The sequence below is a fragment of the Empedobacter sp. R132-2 genome (genome assembly GCF_030324375.1).
Lineage (GTDB): Bacteria > Bacteroidota > Bacteroidia > Flavobacteriales > Weeksellaceae > Empedobacter > Empedobacter falsenii_B.
In genome coordinates this window covers 1-21,042 of the sequence record NZ_JACAGG010000027.1, presented here as the reverse complement: position 1 = coordinate 21,042, position 21,042 = coordinate 1, and the positions used below count along the sequence as shown (strand labels likewise).

The window sequence follows — 21,042 nt, the reverse complement described above, 5'->3', positions numbered from 1 at the left end:
AATCATTAATTTTCAATAAAAACCAATTCACAATTAAACTTTAAGAAATTATTAGAATTTCTATCTTTGTCTTGATGAAAGAAAAACCACTATTTTTTGTTTTAATAATTCTAACACTTTTACTTTTTGTTTTGAGTTTAAGTGTTGGAAAAGTCTCGATTTCTTTCATCGAAATTTTTAATGTGTTTTCTGGTCACTCAGACGAAATGTTGCATAATCTTGTTCTTAATTTTCGTTTACCAAAATCATTAACTGCTTTATTAGTCGGAATTTCGTTGCCAATTTCAGGTTTTTTAATGCAAGAATTATTCAAAAATCCGTTGGCAGAACCTTCTGTTTTGGGAATAACTTCGATGGCAAGTTTAGGCGTTGCGATTGTGATTTTTCTTTTTTCGATGATTGGTTTAGAAGAATTTCTTAATAATCCTTGGATTACAATTATAGCTTCATTTTTGGGCGCAATTGTTGCGTTATTTTTGGTTATTTCATTATCATTTCGTGTCAAATCATCGGCATCTTTGGTGATTATAGGATTTATGATTGCAGGTTTAGCAGGCGCATTAATAGGCATGATGCAATATTTTGCTCCTTCCGATAAAATAAAAGCGTATTTAGTTTGGGGATTTGGCTCATTAAGCGGATTGTCTTGGGAACAATTAGGCGTTTTTGGTTTATTTGTTTTGAGTGGAATCATCATTTCATTATTCACTTTACGTGGAATTACAGCCTTATTATTAGGCGAAAAATATGCACAATCATTAGGAATTAATATCAAAAAATTACGTTTTACGATTTTAGTTTCGACAGCATTATTAACGGCGTCAGCTACGGCTTTTGCAGGACCAATTAGCTTTATAGGATTGGCAGTTCCACATATTTGCAGAACATTATTACGGACAGGTGATATGAAAATTTTGTATCGATGGATTTTCGTTTCGGGTATATTTTTTATGCTGTTATTTTCGATTTTGACAGAAGTTTTTCCGTTTGGAACGTTGCCGATTAATATCATTACAGCGTTATTTGGAGCGCCAATTGTCATTAGTATTTTGTTGAATAATAAAAACGAAGTTCGATGAAAAATACCATTTTGAAATTAGAAAATGTTTCAGTTGGATATGGTTCTAAAGAAATTGTTTTAGCTATAAATGCGACTATAAATTCGAATGAATTAGTTGCTGTTTTAGGAAAAAATGGTGCAGGAAAATCAACGTTGATTAATTCGATTTTAGGTTTTCAGAAAACGTTGAATGGAGAAATTTATTTAGAAAATAATTCAATCAAAAAATTATCTTCTCAAGAAATAGCACAGCAAATTGCGGTTGTTTTACCACGTTTGTCAATTATTCCAAAGATTAAAGTTTTGGAATTGGTTGCGATGGGACGTTTGCCTTATCACAAGGTTTTGAAAAAGATTTCTGAGGAAGAACAAAACTTAATTGATGAGGTATTAGAATTGGTCGGAATTACAAATTTAGCAAATCAATTTGCAAATGAAATTAGCGAAGGTCAATTGCAATTGGTGATGATTGCGCGTGCGTTGTGTCAAGATGCGAAATTGGTGATTTTGGATGAACCGACTTCTAATTTAGATTTAGCGAATCAATATCGAATTTTCAATTTACTGAATGAATTAAAATCGAAAACGAATAAATCATTTCTAATGATCACACACGAAGTTGATTTTGCTTTAGAGAAAGCGGATAAAATTTGGTGGATTGAAAATGGAAATCTTTTCGAAAATATTCCAGAACAAATGGCTTTTGAACATCAAATTATTCAGAAGTTATCCAATCAAAATCTGATATATGATGAAAAAAATAATCGCTTTTCGACACAAAAATCATTTTCTAAAACGATTGGTGTAAAAGGAAATTCGGAATTGGCTTTTTGGGTAAAAAATGCCTTAATTCGTAATGGAATTTCTGTTGAAAATAATGCGGAAAATCATATTGAAATCACAGAAAATAACATCATCTTTGAAGGAATAAAGTTTGAAACGATAGAAGAAATTGTAAATTTTGTACAACACTATGAAAAATATAATTGTAACGGGAGCGAGTAGAGGAATTGGTTTTGAATTGGCAAAACAACATTTGGAATTAGGAAACCGAGTGTTGACAGTATCTCGAAATGTAGATAAATTGAAGGAATTAACTGCGTTTGCAAAAGAAAATCAATATCAGTTTATTGGTGTTGATTTGTCTAATTTTGATGAGATTGCAGAAGTTTTGAAAGCTGTGGAATCCTGGAATAAAGTAGATGTTTTGTACAATAATGCAGGAGTTTGTATAAACAAACCATTTATAGAAATTCAACAAGAGGATTTGTTAACTTCTTGGCAGATTAATTTTATGGCACCTTATCGCTTGATACAAGTTTTGATGCCAAAATTTGATACATCTTCTCATGTAGTTAATATTTCGACAATGGGAGCTGTACAAGGTTCAGTGAAATTTCCTGGTTTGTCTGTTTATTCGTCTTCAAAATCTGCAACGGTTAATTTGACTGAATTGTTAGCAGAGGAGTTGAATGAACTTGGACCAAGAATAAATGCAGTAGCTTTGGGAGCGGTACAAACAGAAATGTTAGAAGAAGCGTTTCCGGGATATATTGCGCCTTTACAACCAGATGAAATGGCCGAATATTTGGTAGATTTTGGATTGAATGGTTGGAAATATTTCAATGGAAAAATTCAACAAGCTTCTATTTCTACGCCTTAAGAAAAATAGAATTTAGATAAATTGTAAAAGTCGCTCTTGTGCGACTTTTTTTATATCTTGTAATAAATTAACATTTTATGAGATATTTAATCGCGATGATAGCTTTAATAGCTACGGTTTTTAGCTGCAAAAAACCTTGATTTTAATTATCAATGTACAAACAATTAAAAACAGACTTGTTTGTAATAAACCGAGGACTCGGGTAAGGTAAAACAACTATGTTTGTAATAAACTGAGGACTCGGGTAAGGATAAACAGACTTACTTTGGAAGAATGCCTACGAAGTTATATACATCCAACTCTAATAAAAAAGGTCGTCTTTCCAGACGACCTCACACAAAGAGACAAATAAAGTACTCAAAACTTTATTTCAAAACTATTTTTTTCGTTTCAACTTTATCGGCAGATTGTACTTTTACGATGTAAACTCCAGCCGAAAGTTTACTTAATTGTATTGTTTTATTTGTAAATGATGAAGTTGGTTGATAGCTTTCTTGATGTACCAATTAGTATAAAAGAAAACGAAGATGATGTTGAATATCCGATTTATAAGGATTTTAATAAGATTAATTCGCAAAAATCTGAATTTGTAAAATATATCAAAGATTATAAAGAAAATCCAGAAGTTATCACTGCAAAAACGGGAGAAAATGCAAAGATTGATCAAGAAAAAAAACTTAAAAAGAAAGAAGAATTAAAGAAACTTAATAACTCTATCGAGAGAGATTTACAGTTTAATATTAAATAATTTTAGCTTGATAGAACTCGTTTTTCTAAAATTTATTTCAACAGAAAAATTCAACAAGCTTCTATTTCTACACCTTAAGAAAAATAGAATTTAGATAAATTGTAAAAGTCGCTCTTGTGCGACTTTTTTTATTGATTCAAAACTCGTTTTCTAAAAATATATATCAACGGAAAACTGCGTAAAAACATCCAAATGCCAAATGCAATCCAAATTCCATAAATACTTAAACCAAAGTAATCTGCAAGATAAATGGTTGGTAGAAAACCAAGAAATGTTGCGACAATTAAGTTGTTTCGCAAGAGTTTTGCATCGCCCATTCCTTTGAAAAAACCATCAAAAATATAAGCCAATGTGTTGATTGGTTGCATTAATAAAACCATCCAAAATACAGAGTTGAAAATAGTCAAAACATTCGGGTCTTGATTGAAAATTTGCCCAATTTGATTGTAAAAAATGAAACAAATAGTAATTAAAATACACGCAATTAAAACAGAATATTTGGAAATATCTTTGCTTAAAATCCAAAGTTTAGGATAATTTCGTTCGCCTTGTAATCGTCCTGCCATAGCATTTCCTGCACCTGCATAACCATCAATAAAAAATGAAAAGAATAACCAAATATTCATCAAAATACTTTGCGCGGCGATATAATCTTTTCCATAATCGGTGGCGTAAGAATTGGCAAGAAAAAATGCAACATTAAGCGAAGCTGTTCGTAAAATAAAATTGAAACTTAAGTTGACATATTTCTTAAAAAGTGGATGAATGGTTTTTCCTGGATTTAACCCAAATGAAGTTTTCGTGAAATAGTAGTAAAACGCCATAATTACCATTATCAATTGTGCAATAAGACTTGCATAGGCAGCGCCTTTGATATGATAAGCAGGAATTATTCCATTTACTCCAAAAATTAAAATATAGTCTAAAAACACATGAACAAAAGCAGCTGTTAAACTACATTTCATTGCCCAAATAGTGTTTTGCATTCCTCTAAAAGCACCAAAAAGTGTCAATGAAATAAGTGTTAATGGAAAACCAAATGCTCTGATTTTGTAATAATCGACCGAAAATTGAAGAACTAAATCTTTTGCATTGTATAGTTCGAATAGATTTTGTGCAAAAAAATACGTTGGTATAAAGATAAGTAAACTCAAAAATAGATTGAAATACAACGCTTGCGGAACTAAAGTTTTGAGACTATCCAATTTATTTGCTCCAAAACTTTGCGAAACCAAAGACGAAATAGAAGTTTTGGTTTGGGCAACTATCCAAATAATTCCTGAAAGAAAAGAACCAACTAAACCAGTCGCAGCAAGTGCTTCGACCGAATATTCTTTTACATTACCTACCATAGCAATATCGGTTAAGGTAATAAGAGATTCGGCAATCCCTGAAAAAATCGCAGGAATCGCTAATTGATTAATTTGTTTGAACATAATTCTATCCGAAACCAAACTCATTTCGAACAATTATTTTTTTACGCGTTTGTATGGTGGTTTGTTTTTGATGATTTGACTCAACATAAATAAGGTAGTTCCGACCAATGTGAAATAACCCAAAAGTGGTAAGCCTGGAATATGATAATCGTTGTATTTGAACATGAAAATACACGCTAAATATCCAGCGAAAATCAAATAATAGATTACTTTTTTGAATGATCCGTATGTAAATTTTCCTCGAATATATTCAATCAAATTCAATAGAATTAAGAAGAAATAAAAACCGAAAAAGATGTAGCGCAATGGATTAATCGGACGATCGGTTGTTCTTATATTCACCATTAAATTGTAATTGTAAACACCGTTATAAATTAATAACAATAAGATAAGAACGATAATTATACGAAGTATTTTCATAAAGTATTTTTGCATTAAAAAAAGCTGTCGAAACAGCTTTTTGATTTTATTTTACAGGTTTGAAATCTAACGAAAGCGAATTCACACAATAACGTAAACCAGTTTCTGTAGGTCCGTCATCAAAAACGTGTCCTAAATGGCTTCCACAATTTCCGCAAAGAATTTCTGTTCTCTTCATTCCGTGCGAAGTGTCTACGCGTTCTACAATTTTACCTTCTTTTATTTCTTTGTCAAAACTTGGCCAACCACAATGTCCATCAAACTTAGAAGAAGAAGAAAACAATTCTTCTCCACACGCATTACATGTATAAATTCCGTTTTCGAAATGCATGTTGAATTTTCCTGTAAAAGGACGTTCTGTTCCAGCTTCTCTTAAAACATAATATTCTTCAGAAGAAAGTTCTTTTTTCCATTCTTCGTTTGACTTATTGATATTGAATTGAGGTTTTTCGTTCATCGTAACAGTGTTTGAAGGTTGTTCTACTTTAGCATCTTCTTTCTTGTGTTGAGATGTACAAGCAGCCATAAGGCTCATTATTAATCCAACAACAAAAAAAGAAGTATATTTTTTTAGGCAATCCATTGATTATATTTTTCAAAAGCTTGTCTGATTTCTTCTTCAGTACAAACTACATCATAACGACAATTTCCAATCTTGTTGATCAAACTAAAGTTGATTGAATTGTTTTGATTTTTTTTGTCGTGTTTCATCCATTCCATTAAGTTCGGAAAAATTTTCATATCAATTGTATTTAATGCATACATTGACGAAAAACTTTCGCAAACCTCTTCCACATCAGCTTTAGAAATTAATTCTTGATCATAACTAAGGAATGTCTCAATAATCATTCCGATTACAATTGCTTCTCCATGTAAAAGCGGAAAATCAGTTTCTAAGGATTCACTTTCTATAGCATGACCTATTGTATGACCAAAATTTAAAATTTTGCGTTCACCTTTTTCATATGGATCATTGTCAACCACATTTTCTTTGATATGAATAGAATCCATGATAAAAGGAGCTAAAGATTCGGCATCGTGCGAAGGTAATTGCACCAAATTATCCCAATGATCACGGTTCTTGATTAAACCATGTTTTAACATTTCGGCTAAGCCAGATTTTACTTGACGTTGCTCTAATGTCAACAAAAATTTAGGATCAACTAACACCATTTCCGGCTGTGTAAATGTCCCAATCATGTTTTTCATTCCTTCCAAATCAATTCCATTTTTTCCACCAGCAGAAGCATCAACTTGCGATAATAACGTAGTTGGAATGTTGATGAATTTGATTCCACGCTTGAAAGTAGAAGCCATAAAACCTCCCATATCCGTTAAAACTCCACCACCAACATTAATAACTAATGAATGACGATCTGCACCCAACTCGCTTAATGCTAACCAAAGATTAGTTACAGTATCGATGTTTTTATTTTCTTCTCCAGAGTCAATTTCAAGGATTTCGTAAGCAGAAATATTGTCCAAATCGGCTAATAATAGCGGTAAACAATGCACATGAGTGTTCTCATCTACCAAAAAGAAGATAGAAGAAAAAGTGTTATTTGCAAGGTAATCGTCTAATATATATGCGATTGAACCAAAATGAATCGGAGCTGATTTCAAAATGAAAAATGTTTTTAAAATGTGCCTAAAATTACGACGACCTTTTTACATCAACCAAATATTTTGAATGATTTATTTTAGGAGGGCTGTCGATAGAATCTATATTGATATTATCGACTTATAAAATAATTATTTTTAAATTTGCACAAATTCATAGATCAATGAACATAGTTCTTTTTGATGGCGAAGAATGGGAAGATTTTTTGCCCCTAACATTTACAAGACCTGTAGCTGCCCTAAGAATGGGGATATTGAGTTTTGCAGAACGTTGGGAAAAAATACTAAATACAGAGGTTTCTTATCAAACGAAACCTTATTTGCAAGAAAAATTTCCTGCTAAACTTCAAACAGAAAATACATTTATCAACCCAACTTTTTTTCCGAATGAAAAATTAATTGAAGCGATAAAGAATTTAAAACCAAACCAAACCCTAATTTTTGACAATCAACTTGTAGCAGTTAAATCAACTGAAGAAACTCCAAAAATCACATCAGATATTATTCAATTTGAAGATGAAGTAATTCATCTACAACATTCTTGGGATCTGTTTACTTACAATTTCCAGGCAATTGAATTTGATTTTGATTTGGTGACAAAAGGAAGAACTTCTCAATCAATATCTACAACCAACCAAGTTTTAGCTCCTGAAAAAATATTTATTGAAGAAGGTGCGAAAGTTGAATTTTCTATTTTGAATGCATCAGAAGGTCCAATTTATATTGGAAAAGATGCCGAAATTATGGAAGGTTCTATGATTCGTGGCGGATTAGCTTTATGCGAGCATGCAAAAATAAATATGGGTGCAAAAATATATGCTGGTTGTACGATTGGTCCTTTTTGTAAAGTTGGTGGTGAATTAAATAATTCAATCTTAACAGCATATTCAAATAAAGGACATGATGGGTTTTTAGGGAATTCTGTAATTGGAGAATGGTGCAATTTAGGCGCGGATACAAATAACTCAAACTTGAAAAATAATTATGCAGAAGTAAAGTTATGGAGTTATAACCAAAAAAGATTTGTAAAAACAGGTTTGCAATTTTGTGGTTTAATAATGGGCGATTATGCTAAATCTGCAATCAATACACAATTTAATACTGGTACAGTTGTTGGAGTTTGTGCGAACGTTTTTCAATCAGGTTTTCCACCAAATATGATTAAACATTATAGTTGGGGTGGACAATCAGACGCTCCTGTTTTTAATTTTGATAAAGCTTGTGAAGCTGCAGAAAAAATGATGGAAAGAAGAAAAATTGCTTTTACACTTGCTGATAAAAGAATTTTAGAACATATTTTTAATTTAAATAATAACTAATTTAATAAGGAGTAAATCATAAGAATTTAAGTTTAAAATTGTAATATGATTAATTTTACGTGTTAATCTTTTAACAATTAATTAAAAAATCCTTAATTTTGCTTTTTGTTAGAAAAGAATATTTGTGAAATGACTGGTAAATATAAAAACGTTTTAGAGTTAATTGGAGATACTCCATTAGTTCAGTTAAACAGAATTAACCAAGACATTCCAGGCGAAGTTTATGCAAAGTTAGAATGTTACAATCCTGGACATTCAACAAAAGACAGAATAGCTTTACATATTATAGAAGAGGCTGAAAAAAATGGTCTATTAAAACCTGGTGCTACGATTGTAGAAACAACTTCAGGTAACACTGGATTTGCTGTAGCTATGGTGGCTATCGTAAAAGGGTACAAATGTATCTTAGCGGTATCGGATAAAACAAAGGCAGAAAAGATTTCATTCTTGAAAGCGATGGGAGCAAAAGTATTTTTGTGTCCTGCGAATGTACCTGCTGATGATCCAAGATCATATTACGAAGTAGCAAAACGTATTGCTGCGGAAACGCCAAATTCTCTTTATATTAATCAATATTTTAATCAAGGGAATACAGAAGCTCACTATTTAACAACAGGTCCTGAAATCTGGAATCAAACAGAGGGTAAAATTACTCACCTAATCGGTTGTACAGGTACAGGAGGAACTTTGACAGGTAGTGCACGTTATATAAAAGAGCAAAACCCAGATGTGAAAATCATCGGAGTTGATGCTTATGGATCAATATTGAAAGGTTATCACGAAACTGGAAAAATTGATCAGAATGATATCTATCCTTACAGAATCGAAGGAATGGGAAAAAATTTAGTTCCTGGAGCTTTAGATTTTGAAATGGTTGATTCTTTTATCAAAGTGACAGACGAAGAAGCTGCTTATCGTACAAGAGAAATTGCTTTGAAAGAAGGAATTATGGCAGGATATACTTCTGGTGCTGCAACACAAGCATATAAACAATTGGCTGAAGCTGGAGAATTTGACGAAAATTCTTTAGTTGTAATTTTGTATCCAGACCATGGTTCGCGCTATATGACAAAAGTTTTTAGTGATGATTGGATGGCAGAGCAAGGCTTTACAAATAGCAGACTCAATGGTTTAGAAGCTCGAGCAACAGTCGAAAGAATTAAATAATACGTATATTTGTAAAAATTAAATATTTAAAGTAGGTAGTGTTCGTTCACTTTCTACTTTTTTTCAATTAATAAAAAATTAAACTATAATAAAATGGACATTTTTGAACGTTTAAAACAGAACCCTGGACCATTAGGTCAATTCGCTGATTATGGTGAAGGTTATTATGTTTTTCCACAGTTAAAAGGAGAAATTGGACCCGTAATGGAATTCCAAGGTAAAAAAGTAATTACTTGGTCAATCAATAACTATTTAGGTTTAGCTAACCATCCAGAAGTTCGTAAAGCTGATGCTGATGCGGCAGCTGAATATGGTATGGCTTATCCAATGGGAGCTCGCGCAATGTCTGGACAAACAGATTTTCACGCACAATTAGAGCAAGAATTGGCTGATTTTGTTCAAAAAGAGTCTGCTTATTTAATGAATTTTGGATACCAAGGAATGGTATCTACAATTGATGCTTTAGTGTCTAAAAATGATGTAATCGTTTATGATGCTGAATGTCATGCTTGTATCGTGGATGGTGTTCGTTTACACTTTGGTAAACGTTTTATTTATCAACACAATAACATCGAAAGTTTCGAAAAAACAATTATTCGTGCACGTAAATTAGCCGACAAACAAGGAGGAGGAATTTTAGTGATTACAGAAGGTGTTTTCGGAATGACAGGTAAGCAAGGTATTTTAAAAGAAATTGCTGCTTACAAAGACGAATACAAATTCCGTTTATTAGTTGATGATGCACATGGTTTTGGTACTTTAGGTAAAACTGGAGCTGGAGCTGGAGAAGAGCAAGGTTGTCAAGATGCAATTGATATCTATTTCTCTACTTTCGCAAAATCTATGGCTGGTTTTGGAGCTTTTATCGCTGGAAATAAAGATATTATCCGTATTTTAAAATATAACTTACGTTCTCAAATCTTTGCAAAATCATTGACAATGCCAATGGTAATCGGAGGTTTAAAACGTCTTGAATTATTACGTTCTCAACCTGAGCTTAAAGACAAGTTATGGCACAATGTAGAAAAAATTCAGAAAGGTTTACAAGAAAGAGGGTTTGATATTGGAGGTTCTAACACATGTGTTACGCCAATCGTATTGAATGGTTCTCCTATCGAAGCGACTGTATTGGCAAAAGAAATGCGCGAAGAATATGGTATTTTCGTTTCTGTAGTAGTTTATCCAGTTATTCCAAAAGGAATGATTATTTTCCGTATTATTCCAACTGCTGCTCACGAAGACGAACACATCGAATATACGTTAAACTCATTTGCTGAGATTAAAGATAAATTAGCTGACGGATATTACAAACGCAAAGCAGAAGAATTGAATGTTGATTTTGTTCAATACTAAAATAAATATTCAATCAAATAATAGAAAAACCCTAAACTGAATTAGTTTAGGGTTTTTTGTTTGTATTCTGTTCAAAAGTTAAGTAATTATTCACTTTTTTCCATATTTGATTTACTATATTTGTTTACAAATTAGACACACAAACACACAACAATTTTAATTATGAAAATTCACAATTTTAGTGCAGGACCATGCATTTTACCACAAGTTGTTTTCGACAAAATGGCTCAAGCTTGTTTAGATTTCAACAATTCAGGAACATCAATCTTAGAAATTTCTCACCGTCGCAAAGATGCGGTAGAAGTAATTGATACAGCAAGAGCGTTGGTAAAAGAATTGATGAATGTTCCAGAAACACATGACGTAGTTTTTATGCAAGGTGGAGCTTCATTGCAATTTCCTACTGTAGCTTACAATTTATTGAAAGAAGGCGGAAAAGCAGCTTATACACAAACAGGAAAATGGGCAGAAAATGCTATCAAAGAAGCGAAGCGTTTCGGAGAAATCGAAGTTATTGCTTCTTCAAAAGATCAAAATTATAGTTATATTCCAAAAGAATATACTGTTCCTTCAGATGTTGATTATTTCCACTGCACATCAAATAATACCATTTTTGGAACACAAATGAAAGAGTTTCCAAATTCTCCAGTTCCAATAGTTTGTGATATGTCTTCGGATATTTTATCTCGCACAATTGATGTTTCTAAATTTGGTGTAATCTATGCTGGAGCCCAAAAAAATATGGGACCTGCAGGTTCTGCTGTTGCAATCGTTCAAAAAGATTTATTAGGTAAAACGGGACGTAATATTCCCGATTATTTAAACTACGAAACACATATCAAAAAAGAATCATCGTTTAATACGTGGCCAGTAATTGCAATTTACGGTGTCATGTTAAATTTACAATGGTTAAAAGAGCAAGGTGGAGTAGAAGCGATTGCAAAAATTAATACTGCAAAAGCAGATGCAATGTATGCTGAAATTGATCGTAACGGATTATTTACAGGAACTGCTGCAACAGAAGATCGTTCTCAAATGAATGCCACTTTTGTCTTAAATAACGAAGATTTCAAAGCTGATTTTGATGCAATGTTAAAAGAAGCTGGAGTTGTTTCTTTGGCTGGTCACCGTGATGTTGGTGGATACCGTGCGTCTATGTACAATGCTTTACCATTAGAATCTGTTCAAGTTTTGGTAGAAGTAATGAAACAATTTGAACAAAAATTTGGTTAATCAGCAGACATTAGATGCTAGATATTAGTATTGAGAAATATATTATCTAACATCTAAAATCTCACATCTTAATTCTATAATAATAACATGAAAATATTAGCAAACGATGGAATTTCTAAGGCAGGAATAGAAGCTTTAGAAGCAAAAGGTTTCGAAGTAATAACTGCTCAAGTAGCACAAGAACAATTAGAAAATTATATCAACGAAAATGGAGTTGAAGTACTTTTAGTGCGTTCTGCGACTAAAGTTCGTCAACCTTTGATTGATGCGACAAATCTTAAAATTATCGGTCGTGGAGGAGTTGGTATGGACAATATCGATGTTGCTTATGCACGCGAAAAAGGAATTCAGGTGATTAATACGCCAGCATCTTCTTCTCAATCTGTAGCAGAATTTGTAATTGCGCATTTGTTTTCTATCGTTCGTAATTTACACCAAGCCAATCGTAATATGCCTTTAGAAGGAGATTCTAACTTCAATGGATTGAAAAAAGCTTACGCAAAAGCAATCGAATTGAGAGGAAAAACAATGGGTGTAATCGGTTTTGGCCGTATCGGTGTAGAAGTGATTCGTGAAGCGATTGGTTTAGGAATGAATATTTTAGTGTATGATAAATTCCCAGCAACACGTGACATTGAATTAGAATTTTTTGATGGTCAAAAATTAACGTTTACCATCACTTCTGTTGATTTTGATGAAGTCATTACAAAAGCAGATTTCATTTCGCTGCATGTTCCAGCACAAGATGGATATATTTTGGGTGAAAAAGAATTTGCAAAAATGAAAGATGGCGTGATTGTAATTAATACGGCTCGTGGTGGAGTAGTTGACGAGCGTGCTTTGGTTGATGCAATTGAAGACGGAAAAGTTGCTGGAGCAGCCTTAGATGTTTTTGAGAATGAGCCAACACCAGAAATGGGCTTGTTGATGAACGAATCTTTGTCATTATCTCCTCATATTGCAGGTTCTACGAATGAAGCGCAGGACAGAATTGGAACTGAATTAGCTTCGCAAATCGTTGAGATTTACGGAAAATAATTTTGAGTTTCATTCTATCTAAAACTATTCAAAATGCCTCAATTTAAACCATTCAAAGGAATTCGACCTACAGAAGAAACTTCTCAAGAATTTGTGACGCTTGCCGTTAATCAATATTCGAAAGAAGAATTGGATTATTATATCAATAACAGAGAAAACTCTTTTTTGCATATTATTTTGCCAACTTGGGACGAAACGATTCAAGATCCGAAAGAGAAATTCAGAAAAGTTCGTGAGAATTTTGAGGATTTTATTTCGAAAAAAATATTAACGCAAGACAAGTCGTCTTTTTATATTTATCAAGTCATACAGCCTGATGGACGCGAAACAAAAGGACTTTTAGGCTTGGTGAATATTGATGATTATCGTCAAAATAAAATAAAAAAGCACGAAGAAACTTTGGAGCGTCGTGTGGAATTATTTGCTGATTATTTGAAAGAATCTCATTTCCATGCGGAACCTGTTTTGTTGACCTATAAACCTGCTCAACGTGTAGATTTGTTGATTGATACGGAAATGAAACGCAAGCCGATTCTGAAAATAGAAGAAGAAAACGGAACGCAACATTTGTTGTGGAGAGTTGATAATCGTTTAAATTTAAAACAATTAAAAGATTCAATCGAAAAATTAGACGAATTGTATATTGCAGATGGACATCATCGTATGGAAAGTTCGGAGCGATACACAAAATTTGCGGTTGAAAATTCGAAAGATGAAGTCTATGGTGATGAAGCTTTTAATTATACGTTAGCACTTTTAGTTTCGAATGAAGATTTGATTATCAATGATTATAATCGATTAATTAAAGATTTAAACGGCTTAACTCCAGAAGCGTTTTTAACTGCTTTAGAAGCTGATTTTGAAATTATTCCGAAAGGTGATGAATTAGTTGTGCCAACCAAAAAACATCATATTGTGATGTATTTAGATGGTCAATATTATAGTTTATATGTCAAAAATAATTTATTGACAACCGAAGGTTTAAGCGAATTGGATACTTATATTTTCGAAGAAAATGTGATGAAACCAATTCTAAATATTCAAGATTCTAAAAAGGATAAACGCATTCATTACGAATGTGGTACGCGCAATAGAGAAGGAGTAGAAGCGCTTAAAAATAAAGTTGATCATCACGATTATATTGCAGCTTTTGCTTTTTATCCAGTGGATGTGAAGGATTTGCAATTGATTGCGGATTTAGGGCTTAAAATGCCACCAAAAAGTACATATATCGAACCAAAACCATTAAGCGGTTTTGCTGTATTTGATTTGAAAGAATAAAAAATGAGTATTCAAGAAAATTTAAAAACAATCGAAGCTACAATTCCTGCTCATGTGACATTGGTAGCGGTTTCTAAGACAAAACCTGTGGAGGATTTGCAAGAAGCTTATGCGGCTGGAATGCGAGATTTTGGTGAAAACAAGATTCAAGAAATGTGCGATAAATACGAAGTTCTTCCAAAGGATATACGTTGGCATATGATTGGTCATGTGCAAACCAATAAAGTGAAGTATATGGCGCCTTTTGTGCATTTGATACATGGAGTTGATAGTTTAAAATTGTTGAAAGAAATTCACAAACAAGCCCAAAAAAATAATCGCGTAATTGATGTGTTGTTGCAACAATTTATAGCAGATGAAGAAACAAAATTTGGCTTGGATGAAGAAGAAATTCAACAGATAATGCAAGAAGAAATTCAGCATTTACCAAATGTTCGCGTAGTTGGATTGATGGGAATGGCAACGTTTACGGAAGATGAAAGTCAAATTCGTGAAGAATTCCGTTCTTTAAAATCTAACTTTGATTCATTGAAATCTATTTATCAAAACATTTCTATTTTATCAATGGGAATGTCAGGAGATTATCAAATCGCGATAGAAGAAGGCAGTACAATGGTTCGCATTGGGAGTTCGATCTTTGGACATCGTAATTATTCGATTTAACAGAATAGTATTGCAATACAAAACCCCTGAAATTTATGTTTTAGGGGTTTATTATTTATACAACAATTTCTAAAAAGGTAAAGTGTTTAAATTGAGATTTCCACCAGAAATACATGGTTTTTATCGCTATTAGCTTCATGTAATATCGTTTCGATATTTTTAAAAACTAAGTTAGTTTGCTCTAAAATTGTTAACAGAATTTTTTTGGTTTCGCAATCTATTGGTAATTGACCAGAAATAGAATTCCATTATTTTACATTGTGAGTAGTGTCCATTTGCAATTGGTATATTTTCTGTTTGAATAATTTTCTTATTGGTTTTAAATATATCTTTATATCAAGATATATTACAAGTATATCCAAATTAAAAAAACTATTGATAGAATTGGATCAATAATCATTATAAAAAAATAAAACCTGAACAGATTTGTTCAGGTTCTATTCATTCAGGAATAAATTTTAACCATTTCCTCCACCGCCTCCGCCGCTTTGTTCTTGGTTAGATTTTGAGCGTTCTATATTAAATTGTTTTCCGAAATTGTAACTAATTCCAATACGATACATTCTGAAAGCTTGATTAACTCCCATATTTGTTACGTTGTTAGACGTACTTGTGTAAGTTCCATTTTTATTTTCGAAAAGGTTAGAGATATTTGCCGAAAGTTGTAATTTCTTTTTAAATACCATTGCTCTCATACCAATGTTATGACGCATAAAATCTCCAAATTTGTCTAATCCATCTGTACTTTTTGTATAATATGAATAAGTGTAATTAGCAAAAAGTGTTTTCTTTTTATTTAAATCTAAATTATTTGTAATTCTAAATTCCCCATTCATTCCGTCTAATGTATAATTCATTTCAGGAATTTTACTGGTTGTTTTACGATAGAAAACATCTGCCGAAGCATTTACTTTCCACCATTTATAAGGTTTTACGTTGATGTTTTCACTTAAACCAATACTATATGTTTTTCCAATATTATAAGGCTTAGAAAGTGTAATCTTGGTATCAGGATCCATGATGCTTACTTGTTCAAAAAGATCATTCGCATTGCGGTAATACAAACTTGTTACCAATAAATCTTTATACGCATGCTCTAACTCGAAATTATTCGAATTAGAAGGCGTCAAATTTGGATTTCCTTCTGAATAATTATACTCATTTTGTTTCGTTCTTCTTGGATTTAAATACCAAATAAATGGACGATCTACACGACGACTATAGTTTAATGTAAACGAATGATTTTCCGATGATTGATACATCAAATAAGCGGTAGGATATAAGCCGTCATAAGTTTTTTCGTAATTATTTTTCGGATCTTCCATAATGCTTTTCACTTGTGCATGCTCATAGCGTAACCCAACTTTTCCTGTCAGCTTTTCACTCAATTGTTTTTCTACCGAATAATACAATGCGTAGACATTCTCTTTGTAATTGTATTTGCTTGCAAAATCGGTATCTTCATGGAAATTATCATTCGGATTAAGTTTTAAAAATCGTTGATTTTCCGCTTCATCTGTTGCCCAACGTAAACGCGTTCCATAATTCATTTTCCACGAATTAACAGGATGCTCCATATCGATACTTGCATTGAATCGGTTTGAAGAGCCGTCATTTAAGCTGTAATTATTTTCGTATTTACCAGGGATTTCTGCCCAATTAGGATCAAATTCGTTACTGATATTTTTGTTATTGCTATCGTTTCCGTTATTCGAATAGTCAAAATCGAATGTTAACTTTTTACCTTCCGTTTTGAATTTTTTGATGATATGGTAATTTAATCCCAGATAATTCCAATTCCATTTTCCACCATCCCAATTCGTCGTCATATAACGATTTGTTTTGTTGTTCACTAAATCGAAAATATCAATGACTGAATTTCCTTTACTTTCTCCTTTACCATCTGAAATATCTAAATTGAAACCTGTAATTAAGTTGTCATTGATTTGATAATCAATACCAATTCGACCACCATAATAATTGTTCTCATTTTTATTAATTCCGTCCGAAGTCCATTTTTGATCTGGATATAAAGTTGTGTTTTTACTTTTACCATACCAATTTCCTTTACCACTATAAATATTAGAGGTTAATGTCCATTTTCCTTTGCGGTAATTGATATTCCCGTTCAAATTGAATCCACCGTATTTTTGCTGGTTGTATGAAGTCGAAATAGAACCATTCAAACTTTCTTGTTTTGCATTTTTCAATACAATATTGATGATTCCACTGTTTCCTGTCGCATCGTATTTGGCTGGAGGATTTGTAATGACTTCAATTTTTTCAATATCTTCTGTTCGAATGGTTTTTAGATAATTTGACAATTGTTCACTGCTCATTTGCATTAATCGGTCATTAATCATGACGCTTACTGAACCTTTTCCTATAATCGAAATAGCATCTGTCGCTTCTTCCACCTCGATACGTGGCGCAAGTTTCAATGCATCTAAGGCATTTCCACCTTTTGCACCTTCTGCTTGATCGACATTGAAAATTAATCGGTCTACTTTCTTTTCAACTAATTTTTTTTGACCTGTAACAACAGCTTCCGTTAAGGTTACATTTTCAGTTTTAGGAACTAAAATAATTCCTAAATCCGTATGATTCATAATCGTGAGAGAGGATGAATGAAGTAAAATTCCAGCTTCTTCAATTCTATACGTATAAGTTCCTTCTTCTAAAATAACCGTAAAGTGCCCATTTTTGTCAGTAGAAATTTCATCTATAATTTTTTCGCCTTGAAAAATGATTACATCTGCTAACGCTATTGGAGCTTGATTGGTATATTGAAAAGTTCCTTTTATTTCTTGTTGAGCAAAAGTATGAACAGATGCAATACAAATAATTGGAAGAAAATATTTTTTCATTTATAGGGTTGTTTACAAATAAGACGCATCAATCATCAAAAAGTTACAAAACTATAAGTGAAAATATCTTAAATAATAATGAATTAAAGAATCAAAAACTCCCAATAAGGGGATTATTGGGAGTGAATAAACTTATTTAAGTTCTTTTTCTAATTGAATAGATTTTGGAAATAGAATGTTGTTTTCGATGTGAATATGAGTATGCAAATCATTCTCGAATTCTTCTAACATTGCATAGGTCACGCGATAAGTGTTACACGCATCTGCTGGTGGAGTGTAATGATTGGTAAGTTCTGCAATCCTTGCAAAACGATCACCTTCTGCGGTATGTTCATGTTCCATCATGTGAACTGGATTTTCAACTGTACCAAAATGAGGAACTTCTAATTCTATTCCTCTTTTCTTTGCATGAGTCATTTTTTTGATAAATGGAAAAAGAATTAATTCTTCTTTTTTTAAATGAGCACTCAAATCTTGAGCTGTTTGATTAAATAAAGCGTTTATTTCATAAAGTACTGGATGTCTTTCACCATGAACTTTGCATAATTTGTCTAAGAAAGCGAGTAAAACAGGTATTTTTTCTTCCACATAAGCATGATGTATTTTTTCAACATATTCACTTAGCAAATCCAATGGCCACGATTTAAAATCAATTGAAGCTTCGGTTTGAGAAGGTAAATTTTCCAAATCATTATACACTTTGTTTACATCTGTAGTTTTATTTTCACAGGCTTCTTCGATGGTTCTTCCACCACGGCAACAAAAATCAATGCCATGTTTTTTGAAAATCGCCGCAGTTCTAAAATCTTCTGAGACCATTTCTCCGATTAAATCTGTTTTTATGTCCATAATAGAATACTTTTTATCTTTTATTAAATTAAATTTTTTTTGAGCCTTTTAGCATTATTATTTTTTCTTTGCAATCATGACAAAAGCACACAAATGTTCTTCGTATTTTTTGAAAACTTTCTTCATTTTTATTACTCTTTCTCTCACTTCTGTTTGAGTTGCAATATTTTTTATGATAGTTAAAAACCCTGAAAATCCTTCATCATCAATTAATCTTGAAGGTTCAAGCAGGCGCATTTCAGCTGTTTTAATTTCAATAATTTCGAAACCTTCTTCTTTTACAAGAATTTTCCATTCTTCAACTGTTAATGGTCTTGCATTAACATTCATCGTAATTGCAAGCTCTTTTTGAATGTTCTTTTTGATTTCATCTGAAATATTATTCGGTTTTAATGCTAATTCATGAATTGCATAGTATCCATCTTTTTTTAGAACACGATGAGCTTCTTTTATGATTTCACTTTTACGATGATTGGCATGCATCGTTAGCATAGCTTCTCCAAAAATTTTAGTTTGAGAACAGTCATCAAGTCTTGTGTCAGCAGCATTTCCTAATTGAAAAACAGCTTTTTGATTATCAAATTTTTGATTTAAATTCTCGATAATTTTTTCGTCTAAATCAATTCCAATGTATGATGTTGGCTGTTTGTCAAGTACAATAGAAGTGGTAGAACCAAGCCCAGGAGCAAATTCTACAATCGCATCATTTGTATTGATATCTAACAATTCAACCATTTCATTTGTCAACTTTTTTCCTCCAGGTCTTAGTACTTTTTTTCCTATTTTAGCAAGGAGCCAATGTCCAGACATTTTATCAATTGTATCATTTTTCATTTGAGTAAGTTTTTTATTTTCAATTGAAATAAAAAAGACCTTTTTATCTTTTATTAAGGTAAATTTTATTCTAAATTTAATTTTAGAAATACTTCTTGCGAATCTAATTTCTCAACCAATTGGTTGATAGTAGTTGTTTCTAATAAATGCTTTAAAGTATTTCGTATTTCTTTGAATTGCTGATGCAAAGGACAAGGATTTTTTTCTGAACATCGTTTTAGTCCAAGTGCACAACCACTAAAAATTTTATCTCCATCAAAATGTCTAACAATTACAGCCAACGAATTTTTCATATATTTTTCATCGAGATGAAAACCACCATTTGGTCCTTTTGTAGACTGTAAAAGATTTTTTCGAACCATTTCTTGCAAAATTTTTGCAATAAAATATTCAGGAGAATCAATTCCTTTCGCTACATCTTTTATTCCAACTCGATTTCCGTCTTTGGTTTGCTGTGCGATATAAATTACTGCTCTAACGGCGTATTCACAAGTTTTTGATAACATTTACAATTCTTTTACACTACAAATATACATCATTTCTTTAATAAAAGAGTAAAAGGTGTTTTATTAATTCTAATTATTTCCAAAATTCGTCTTCAAAATTATCAAATGGTTTTGTGTGCGAGTTTTCTAATCTTTTACCTATTTGTTTCAAATCACTTTCATCAAGATTTTCTTGTAAGTAAGGAAACCATTCACGTTCCTCGAATCGAATATGATTTTTTAATAAATGAGCAAATTTTTCTACTATTGATTTCTCTGGATGTTGAGCAATCTTTTGTGCTAAAACCTTTAATTCTTGATGTTCGGTTTTAATTTGTTGGTTGTATGTTTCGTTTGAATAGGGAAAAATAATCGTTTCTTCATGTTTAAAGTGCTCAGAAAGATGATTGTTCCAAAAATATTCAACATAAGATGCAATTCGTTCTAATGCAATATTTTTAAAGAAACCTTGTTCAATTTTCCAACTACAAAGCAATCCAAAATGATGATCCTTTGATAAAACGACAATGTGTTCACTTCTTTTCATAATTAACTGTTTTTGTGAATTAAAGTTATGACAATTTTTCACTAAAATTCTTTTTAGTATTCTATTTTAAAATTTAGACGTATTTCAGATCTTTTTTAGGTTGACATAAATGGAAAAGTATTCAATAAAAAAATCATTCTAATTTCCTGCTATTGGACTACCGAAAACTCCGACAGCTAATTCAGTCCATATTAATAAACCAATGAGTAAAACCATTATGCAGAAAAAGATTTTATTTTGTAAACGGTTAGTCAGTTGTAGAATGTAGTTTATCGTTAATCCAATAACCGAAAGTAAAATAAATGCAATAATAAAATCAAATAAACTCCAGTTGACTTCATTTGTAAATTGCATAGCAATTAGTGGAATTGTTATTATTAGACCATTAGCGTCCTAAACGTTAAAAGAAAGCGTAAAAAAAGCGCGTAAATTTCGGATCTCAAATTATCTTTGAGTTGG

22 protein-coding genes are annotated in these 21,042 nt (G+C 31.9%); 11 read left to right on the top strand and 11 right to left on the bottom strand.

Annotated features, from left to right (window positions below; genetic code table 11):
• The first annotated feature begins 74 nt into the window (after nt 1–74).
• The 3 genes from HXZ69_RS11640 to HXZ69_RS11630 are packed head-to-tail and all read left to right on the top strand — an operon-like array spanning nt 75 to nt 2,723.
• Nucleotides 75–1,079, top strand: coding sequence for a FecCD family ABC transporter permease (locus HXZ69_RS11640; RefSeq protein ID WP_286496075.1), 1,005 nt, complete (start codon nt 75–77; stop codon nt 1,077–1,079).
• Nucleotides 1,076–2,065, top strand: a complete 990-nt coding sequence (locus tag HXZ69_RS11635) for an ABC transporter ATP-binding protein (RefSeq protein ID WP_286496074.1) — start codon at nt 1,076–1,078, stop codon at nt 2,063–2,065. Before HXZ69_RS11640 ends, HXZ69_RS11635 begins: the two co-directional genes overlap by 4 nt.
• Entirely contained in the window at nt 2,034–2,723 is a 690-nt protein-coding gene (locus HXZ69_RS11630) for an SDR family NAD(P)-dependent oxidoreductase (RefSeq protein WP_286496073.1), read from the top strand. Before HXZ69_RS11635 ends, HXZ69_RS11630 begins: the two co-directional genes overlap by 32 nt.
• Before the next feature lie 365 nt (nt 2,724–3,088).
• On the opposite strand, the gene HXZ69_RS11625 is transcribed toward HXZ69_RS11630, so the two are convergent.
• Entirely contained in the window at nt 3,089–3,229 is a 141-nt protein-coding gene (locus HXZ69_RS11625) for a T9SS type A sorting domain-containing protein (protein ID WP_280035889.1), read from the bottom strand.
• Between HXZ69_RS11625 and HXZ69_RS11620 the strand changes: the two genes are divergently transcribed.
• Nucleotides 3,193–3,471, top strand: a complete 279-nt coding sequence (locus HXZ69_RS11620; RefSeq protein ID WP_286496086.1) for a hypothetical protein — start codon at nt 3,193–3,195, stop codon at nt 3,469–3,471. The genes HXZ69_RS11625 and HXZ69_RS11620 overlap by 37 nt on opposite strands.
• A gap of 128 nt (nt 3,472–3,599) precedes the next feature.
• On the opposite strand, the gene HXZ69_RS11615 is transcribed toward HXZ69_RS11620, so the two are convergent.
• From HXZ69_RS11615 to aroB, 4 genes are read right to left on the bottom strand one after another with little or no spacing between them, the layout of a single operon-like run.
• Nucleotides 3,600–4,931, bottom strand: coding sequence for an MATE family efflux transporter (locus HXZ69_RS11615; protein WP_286496071.1), 1,332 nt, complete (start codon nt 4,929–4,931; stop codon nt 3,600–3,602).
• 9 nt (nt 4,932–4,940) lie between these two features.
• Entirely contained in the window at nt 4,941–5,327 is a 387-nt protein-coding gene (locus tag HXZ69_RS11610; protein ID WP_147279964.1) for a hypothetical protein, read from the bottom strand.
• A 46-nt stretch (nt 5,328–5,373) separates the two neighbouring features.
• Entirely contained in the window at nt 5,374–5,910 is a 537-nt protein-coding gene (gene msrB, locus HXZ69_RS11605) for a peptide-methionine (R)-S-oxide reductase MsrB (RefSeq protein WP_125350119.1), read from the bottom strand.
• Nucleotides 5,898–6,950, bottom strand: a complete 1,053-nt coding sequence (aroB, locus tag HXZ69_RS11600) for a 3-dehydroquinate synthase (RefSeq protein WP_114999381.1) — start codon at nt 6,948–6,950, stop codon at nt 5,898–5,900. Before aroB ends, msrB begins: the two co-directional genes overlap by 13 nt.
• Before the next feature lie 161 nt (nt 6,951–7,111).
• Between aroB and HXZ69_RS11595 the strand changes: the two genes are divergently transcribed.
• From HXZ69_RS11595 to HXZ69_RS11565, 7 genes are all read left to right on the top strand, one after another.
• The gene (locus tag HXZ69_RS11595) at nt 7,112–8,266 is read left to right on the top strand and encodes a GlmU family protein (RefSeq protein ID WP_286496070.1); all 1,155 of its coding nucleotides are present in this window, start codon (nt 7,112–7,114) and stop codon (nt 8,264–8,266) included.
• 129 nt (nt 8,267–8,395) lie between these two features.
• Nucleotides 8,396–9,433: a PLP-dependent cysteine synthase family protein gene (locus HXZ69_RS11590; protein WP_038336998.1), complete on the top strand. Its 1,038-nt coding sequence runs from the start codon at nt 8,396–8,398 to the stop codon at nt 9,431–9,433.
• Nucleotides 9,434–9,526: 93 nt separating this feature from the next.
• Nucleotides 9,527–10,786: an aminotransferase class I/II-fold pyridoxal phosphate-dependent enzyme gene (locus HXZ69_RS11585; protein ID WP_038336999.1), complete on the top strand. Its 1,260-nt coding sequence runs from the start codon at nt 9,527–9,529 to the stop codon at nt 10,784–10,786.
• Nucleotides 10,787–10,948: 162 nt separating this feature from the next.
• The gene (serC, locus tag HXZ69_RS11580; RefSeq protein WP_286496069.1) at nt 10,949–12,019 is read left to right on the top strand and encodes a 3-phosphoserine/phosphohydroxythreonine transaminase; all 1,071 of its coding nucleotides are present in this window, start codon (nt 10,949–10,951) and stop codon (nt 12,017–12,019) included.
• Between the two features lie 87 nt (nt 12,020–12,106).
• On the top strand, nt 12,107–13,057 hold the full coding sequence (locus HXZ69_RS11575) for a D-2-hydroxyacid dehydrogenase (RefSeq protein WP_286496068.1): 951 nt from the start codon (nt 12,107–12,109) through the stop codon (nt 13,055–13,057).
• A gap of 33 nt (nt 13,058–13,090) precedes the next feature.
• Complete coding sequence (locus HXZ69_RS11570; protein WP_125350117.1) at nt 13,091–14,338, top strand: DUF1015 domain-containing protein; 1,248 nt, start codon at nt 13,091–13,093, stop codon at nt 14,336–14,338.
• Between the two features lie 3 nt (nt 14,339–14,341).
• Nucleotides 14,342–15,001, top strand: a complete 660-nt coding sequence (locus HXZ69_RS11565) for a YggS family pyridoxal phosphate-dependent enzyme (RefSeq protein WP_114999389.1) — start codon at nt 14,342–14,344, stop codon at nt 14,999–15,001.
• A gap of 86 nt (nt 15,002–15,087) precedes the next feature.
• On the opposite strand, the gene HXZ69_RS15320 is transcribed toward HXZ69_RS11565, so the two are convergent.
• The 6 genes from HXZ69_RS15320 to HXZ69_RS11540 form a co-directional block, all read right to left on the bottom strand.
• Entirely contained in the window at nt 15,088–15,189 is a 102-nt protein-coding gene (locus HXZ69_RS15320; RefSeq protein ID WP_353619255.1) for a RidA family protein, read from the bottom strand.
• A gap of 270 nt (nt 15,190–15,459) precedes the next feature.
• Nucleotides 15,460–17,868 (bottom strand): TonB-dependent receptor domain-containing protein, encoded by a 2,409-nt coding sequence (locus HXZ69_RS11560; RefSeq protein ID WP_286475049.1) that lies wholly within the window; start codon nt 17,866–17,868, stop codon nt 15,460–15,462.
• Nucleotides 17,869–18,000: 132 nt separating this feature from the next.
• On the bottom strand, nt 18,001–18,717 hold the full coding sequence (gene ric / locus HXZ69_RS11555) for an iron-sulfur cluster repair di-iron protein (RefSeq protein WP_038337005.1): 717 nt from the start codon (nt 18,715–18,717) through the stop codon (nt 18,001–18,003).
• Nucleotides 18,718–18,774: 57 nt separating this feature from the next.
• Nucleotides 18,775–19,551: a class I SAM-dependent methyltransferase gene (locus tag HXZ69_RS11550; protein ID WP_286496067.1), complete on the bottom strand. Its 777-nt coding sequence runs from the start codon at nt 19,549–19,551 to the stop codon at nt 18,775–18,777.
• A 65-nt stretch (nt 19,552–19,616) separates the two neighbouring features.
• Nucleotides 19,617–20,057 carry an RrF2 family transcriptional regulator gene (locus HXZ69_RS11545; protein ID WP_038337007.1) on the bottom strand — a complete coding sequence of 147 codons (441 nt, stop codon included), beginning with the start codon at nt 20,055–20,057 and terminating at the stop codon, nt 19,617–19,619.
• A 73-nt stretch (nt 20,058–20,130) separates the two neighbouring features.
• Nucleotides 20,131–20,583 (bottom strand): hemerythrin domain-containing protein, encoded by a 453-nt coding sequence (locus HXZ69_RS11540; protein ID WP_038337008.1) that lies wholly within the window; start codon nt 20,581–20,583, stop codon nt 20,131–20,133.
• Between the last annotated feature and the right edge of the window lie 459 nt (nt 20,584–21,042).

What these genes read in the sequence shown, in the direction of transcription:
- HXZ69_RS11640 (WP_286496075.1), top strand. Translation starts at nt 75, where the DNA reads ATGAAAGAAAAACCACTATTTTTTGTTTTAATAATTCTAACACTTTTA.
- HXZ69_RS11635 (WP_286496074.1), top strand. Translation starts at nt 1,076, where the DNA reads ATGAAAAATACCATTTTGAAATTAGAAAATGTTTCAGTTGGATATGGT.
- HXZ69_RS11630 (WP_286496073.1), top strand. Translation starts at nt 2,034, where the DNA reads ATGAAAAATATAATTGTAACGGGAGCGAGTAGAGGAATTGGTTTTGAA.
- HXZ69_RS11620 (WP_286496086.1), top strand. Translation starts at nt 3,193, where the DNA reads ATGATGAAGTTGGTTGATAGCTTTCTTGATGTACCAATTAGTATAAAA.
- HXZ69_RS11615 (WP_286496071.1), bottom strand. Translation starts at nt 4,931, where the DNA reads ATGAGTTTGGTTTCGGATAGAATTATGTTCAAACAAATTAATCAATTA.
- HXZ69_RS11610 (WP_147279964.1), bottom strand. Translation starts at nt 5,327, where the DNA reads ATGAAAATACTTCGTATAATTATCGTTCTTATCTTATTGTTATTAATT.
- msrB (WP_125350119.1), bottom strand. Translation starts at nt 5,910, where the DNA reads ATGGATTGCCTAAAAAAATATACTTCTTTTTTTGTTGTTGGATTAATA.
- HXZ69_RS11595 (WP_286496070.1), top strand. Translation starts at nt 7,112, where the DNA reads ATGAACATAGTTCTTTTTGATGGCGAAGAATGGGAAGATTTTTTGCCC.
- HXZ69_RS11590 (WP_038336998.1), top strand. Translation starts at nt 8,396, where the DNA reads ATGACTGGTAAATATAAAAACGTTTTAGAGTTAATTGGAGATACTCCA.
- HXZ69_RS11585 (WP_038336999.1), top strand. Translation starts at nt 9,527, where the DNA reads ATGGACATTTTTGAACGTTTAAAACAGAACCCTGGACCATTAGGTCAA.
- serC (WP_286496069.1), top strand. Translation starts at nt 10,949, where the DNA reads ATGAAAATTCACAATTTTAGTGCAGGACCATGCATTTTACCACAAGTT.
- HXZ69_RS11575 (WP_286496068.1), top strand. Translation starts at nt 12,107, where the DNA reads ATGAAAATATTAGCAAACGATGGAATTTCTAAGGCAGGAATAGAAGCT.
- HXZ69_RS11570 (WP_125350117.1), top strand. Translation starts at nt 13,091, where the DNA reads ATGCCTCAATTTAAACCATTCAAAGGAATTCGACCTACAGAAGAAACT.
- HXZ69_RS11565 (WP_114999389.1), top strand. Translation starts at nt 14,342, where the DNA reads ATGAGTATTCAAGAAAATTTAAAAACAATCGAAGCTACAATTCCTGCT.
- HXZ69_RS11560 (WP_286475049.1), bottom strand. Translation starts at nt 17,868, where the DNA reads ATGAAAAAATATTTTCTTCCAATTATTTGTATTGCATCTGTTCATACT.
- ric (WP_038337005.1), bottom strand. Translation starts at nt 18,717, where the DNA reads ATGGACATAAAAACAGATTTAATCGGAGAAATGGTCTCAGAAGATTTT.
- HXZ69_RS11550 (WP_286496067.1), bottom strand. Translation starts at nt 19,551, where the DNA reads ATGAAAAATGATACAATTGATAAAATGTCTGGACATTGGCTCCTTGCT.
- HXZ69_RS11545 (WP_038337007.1), bottom strand. Translation starts at nt 20,057, where the DNA reads ATGTTATCAAAAACTTGTGAATACGCCGTTAGAGCAGTAATTTATATC.
- HXZ69_RS11540 (WP_038337008.1), bottom strand. Translation starts at nt 20,583, where the DNA reads ATGAAAAGAAGTGAACACATTGTCGTTTTATCAAAGGATCATCATTTT.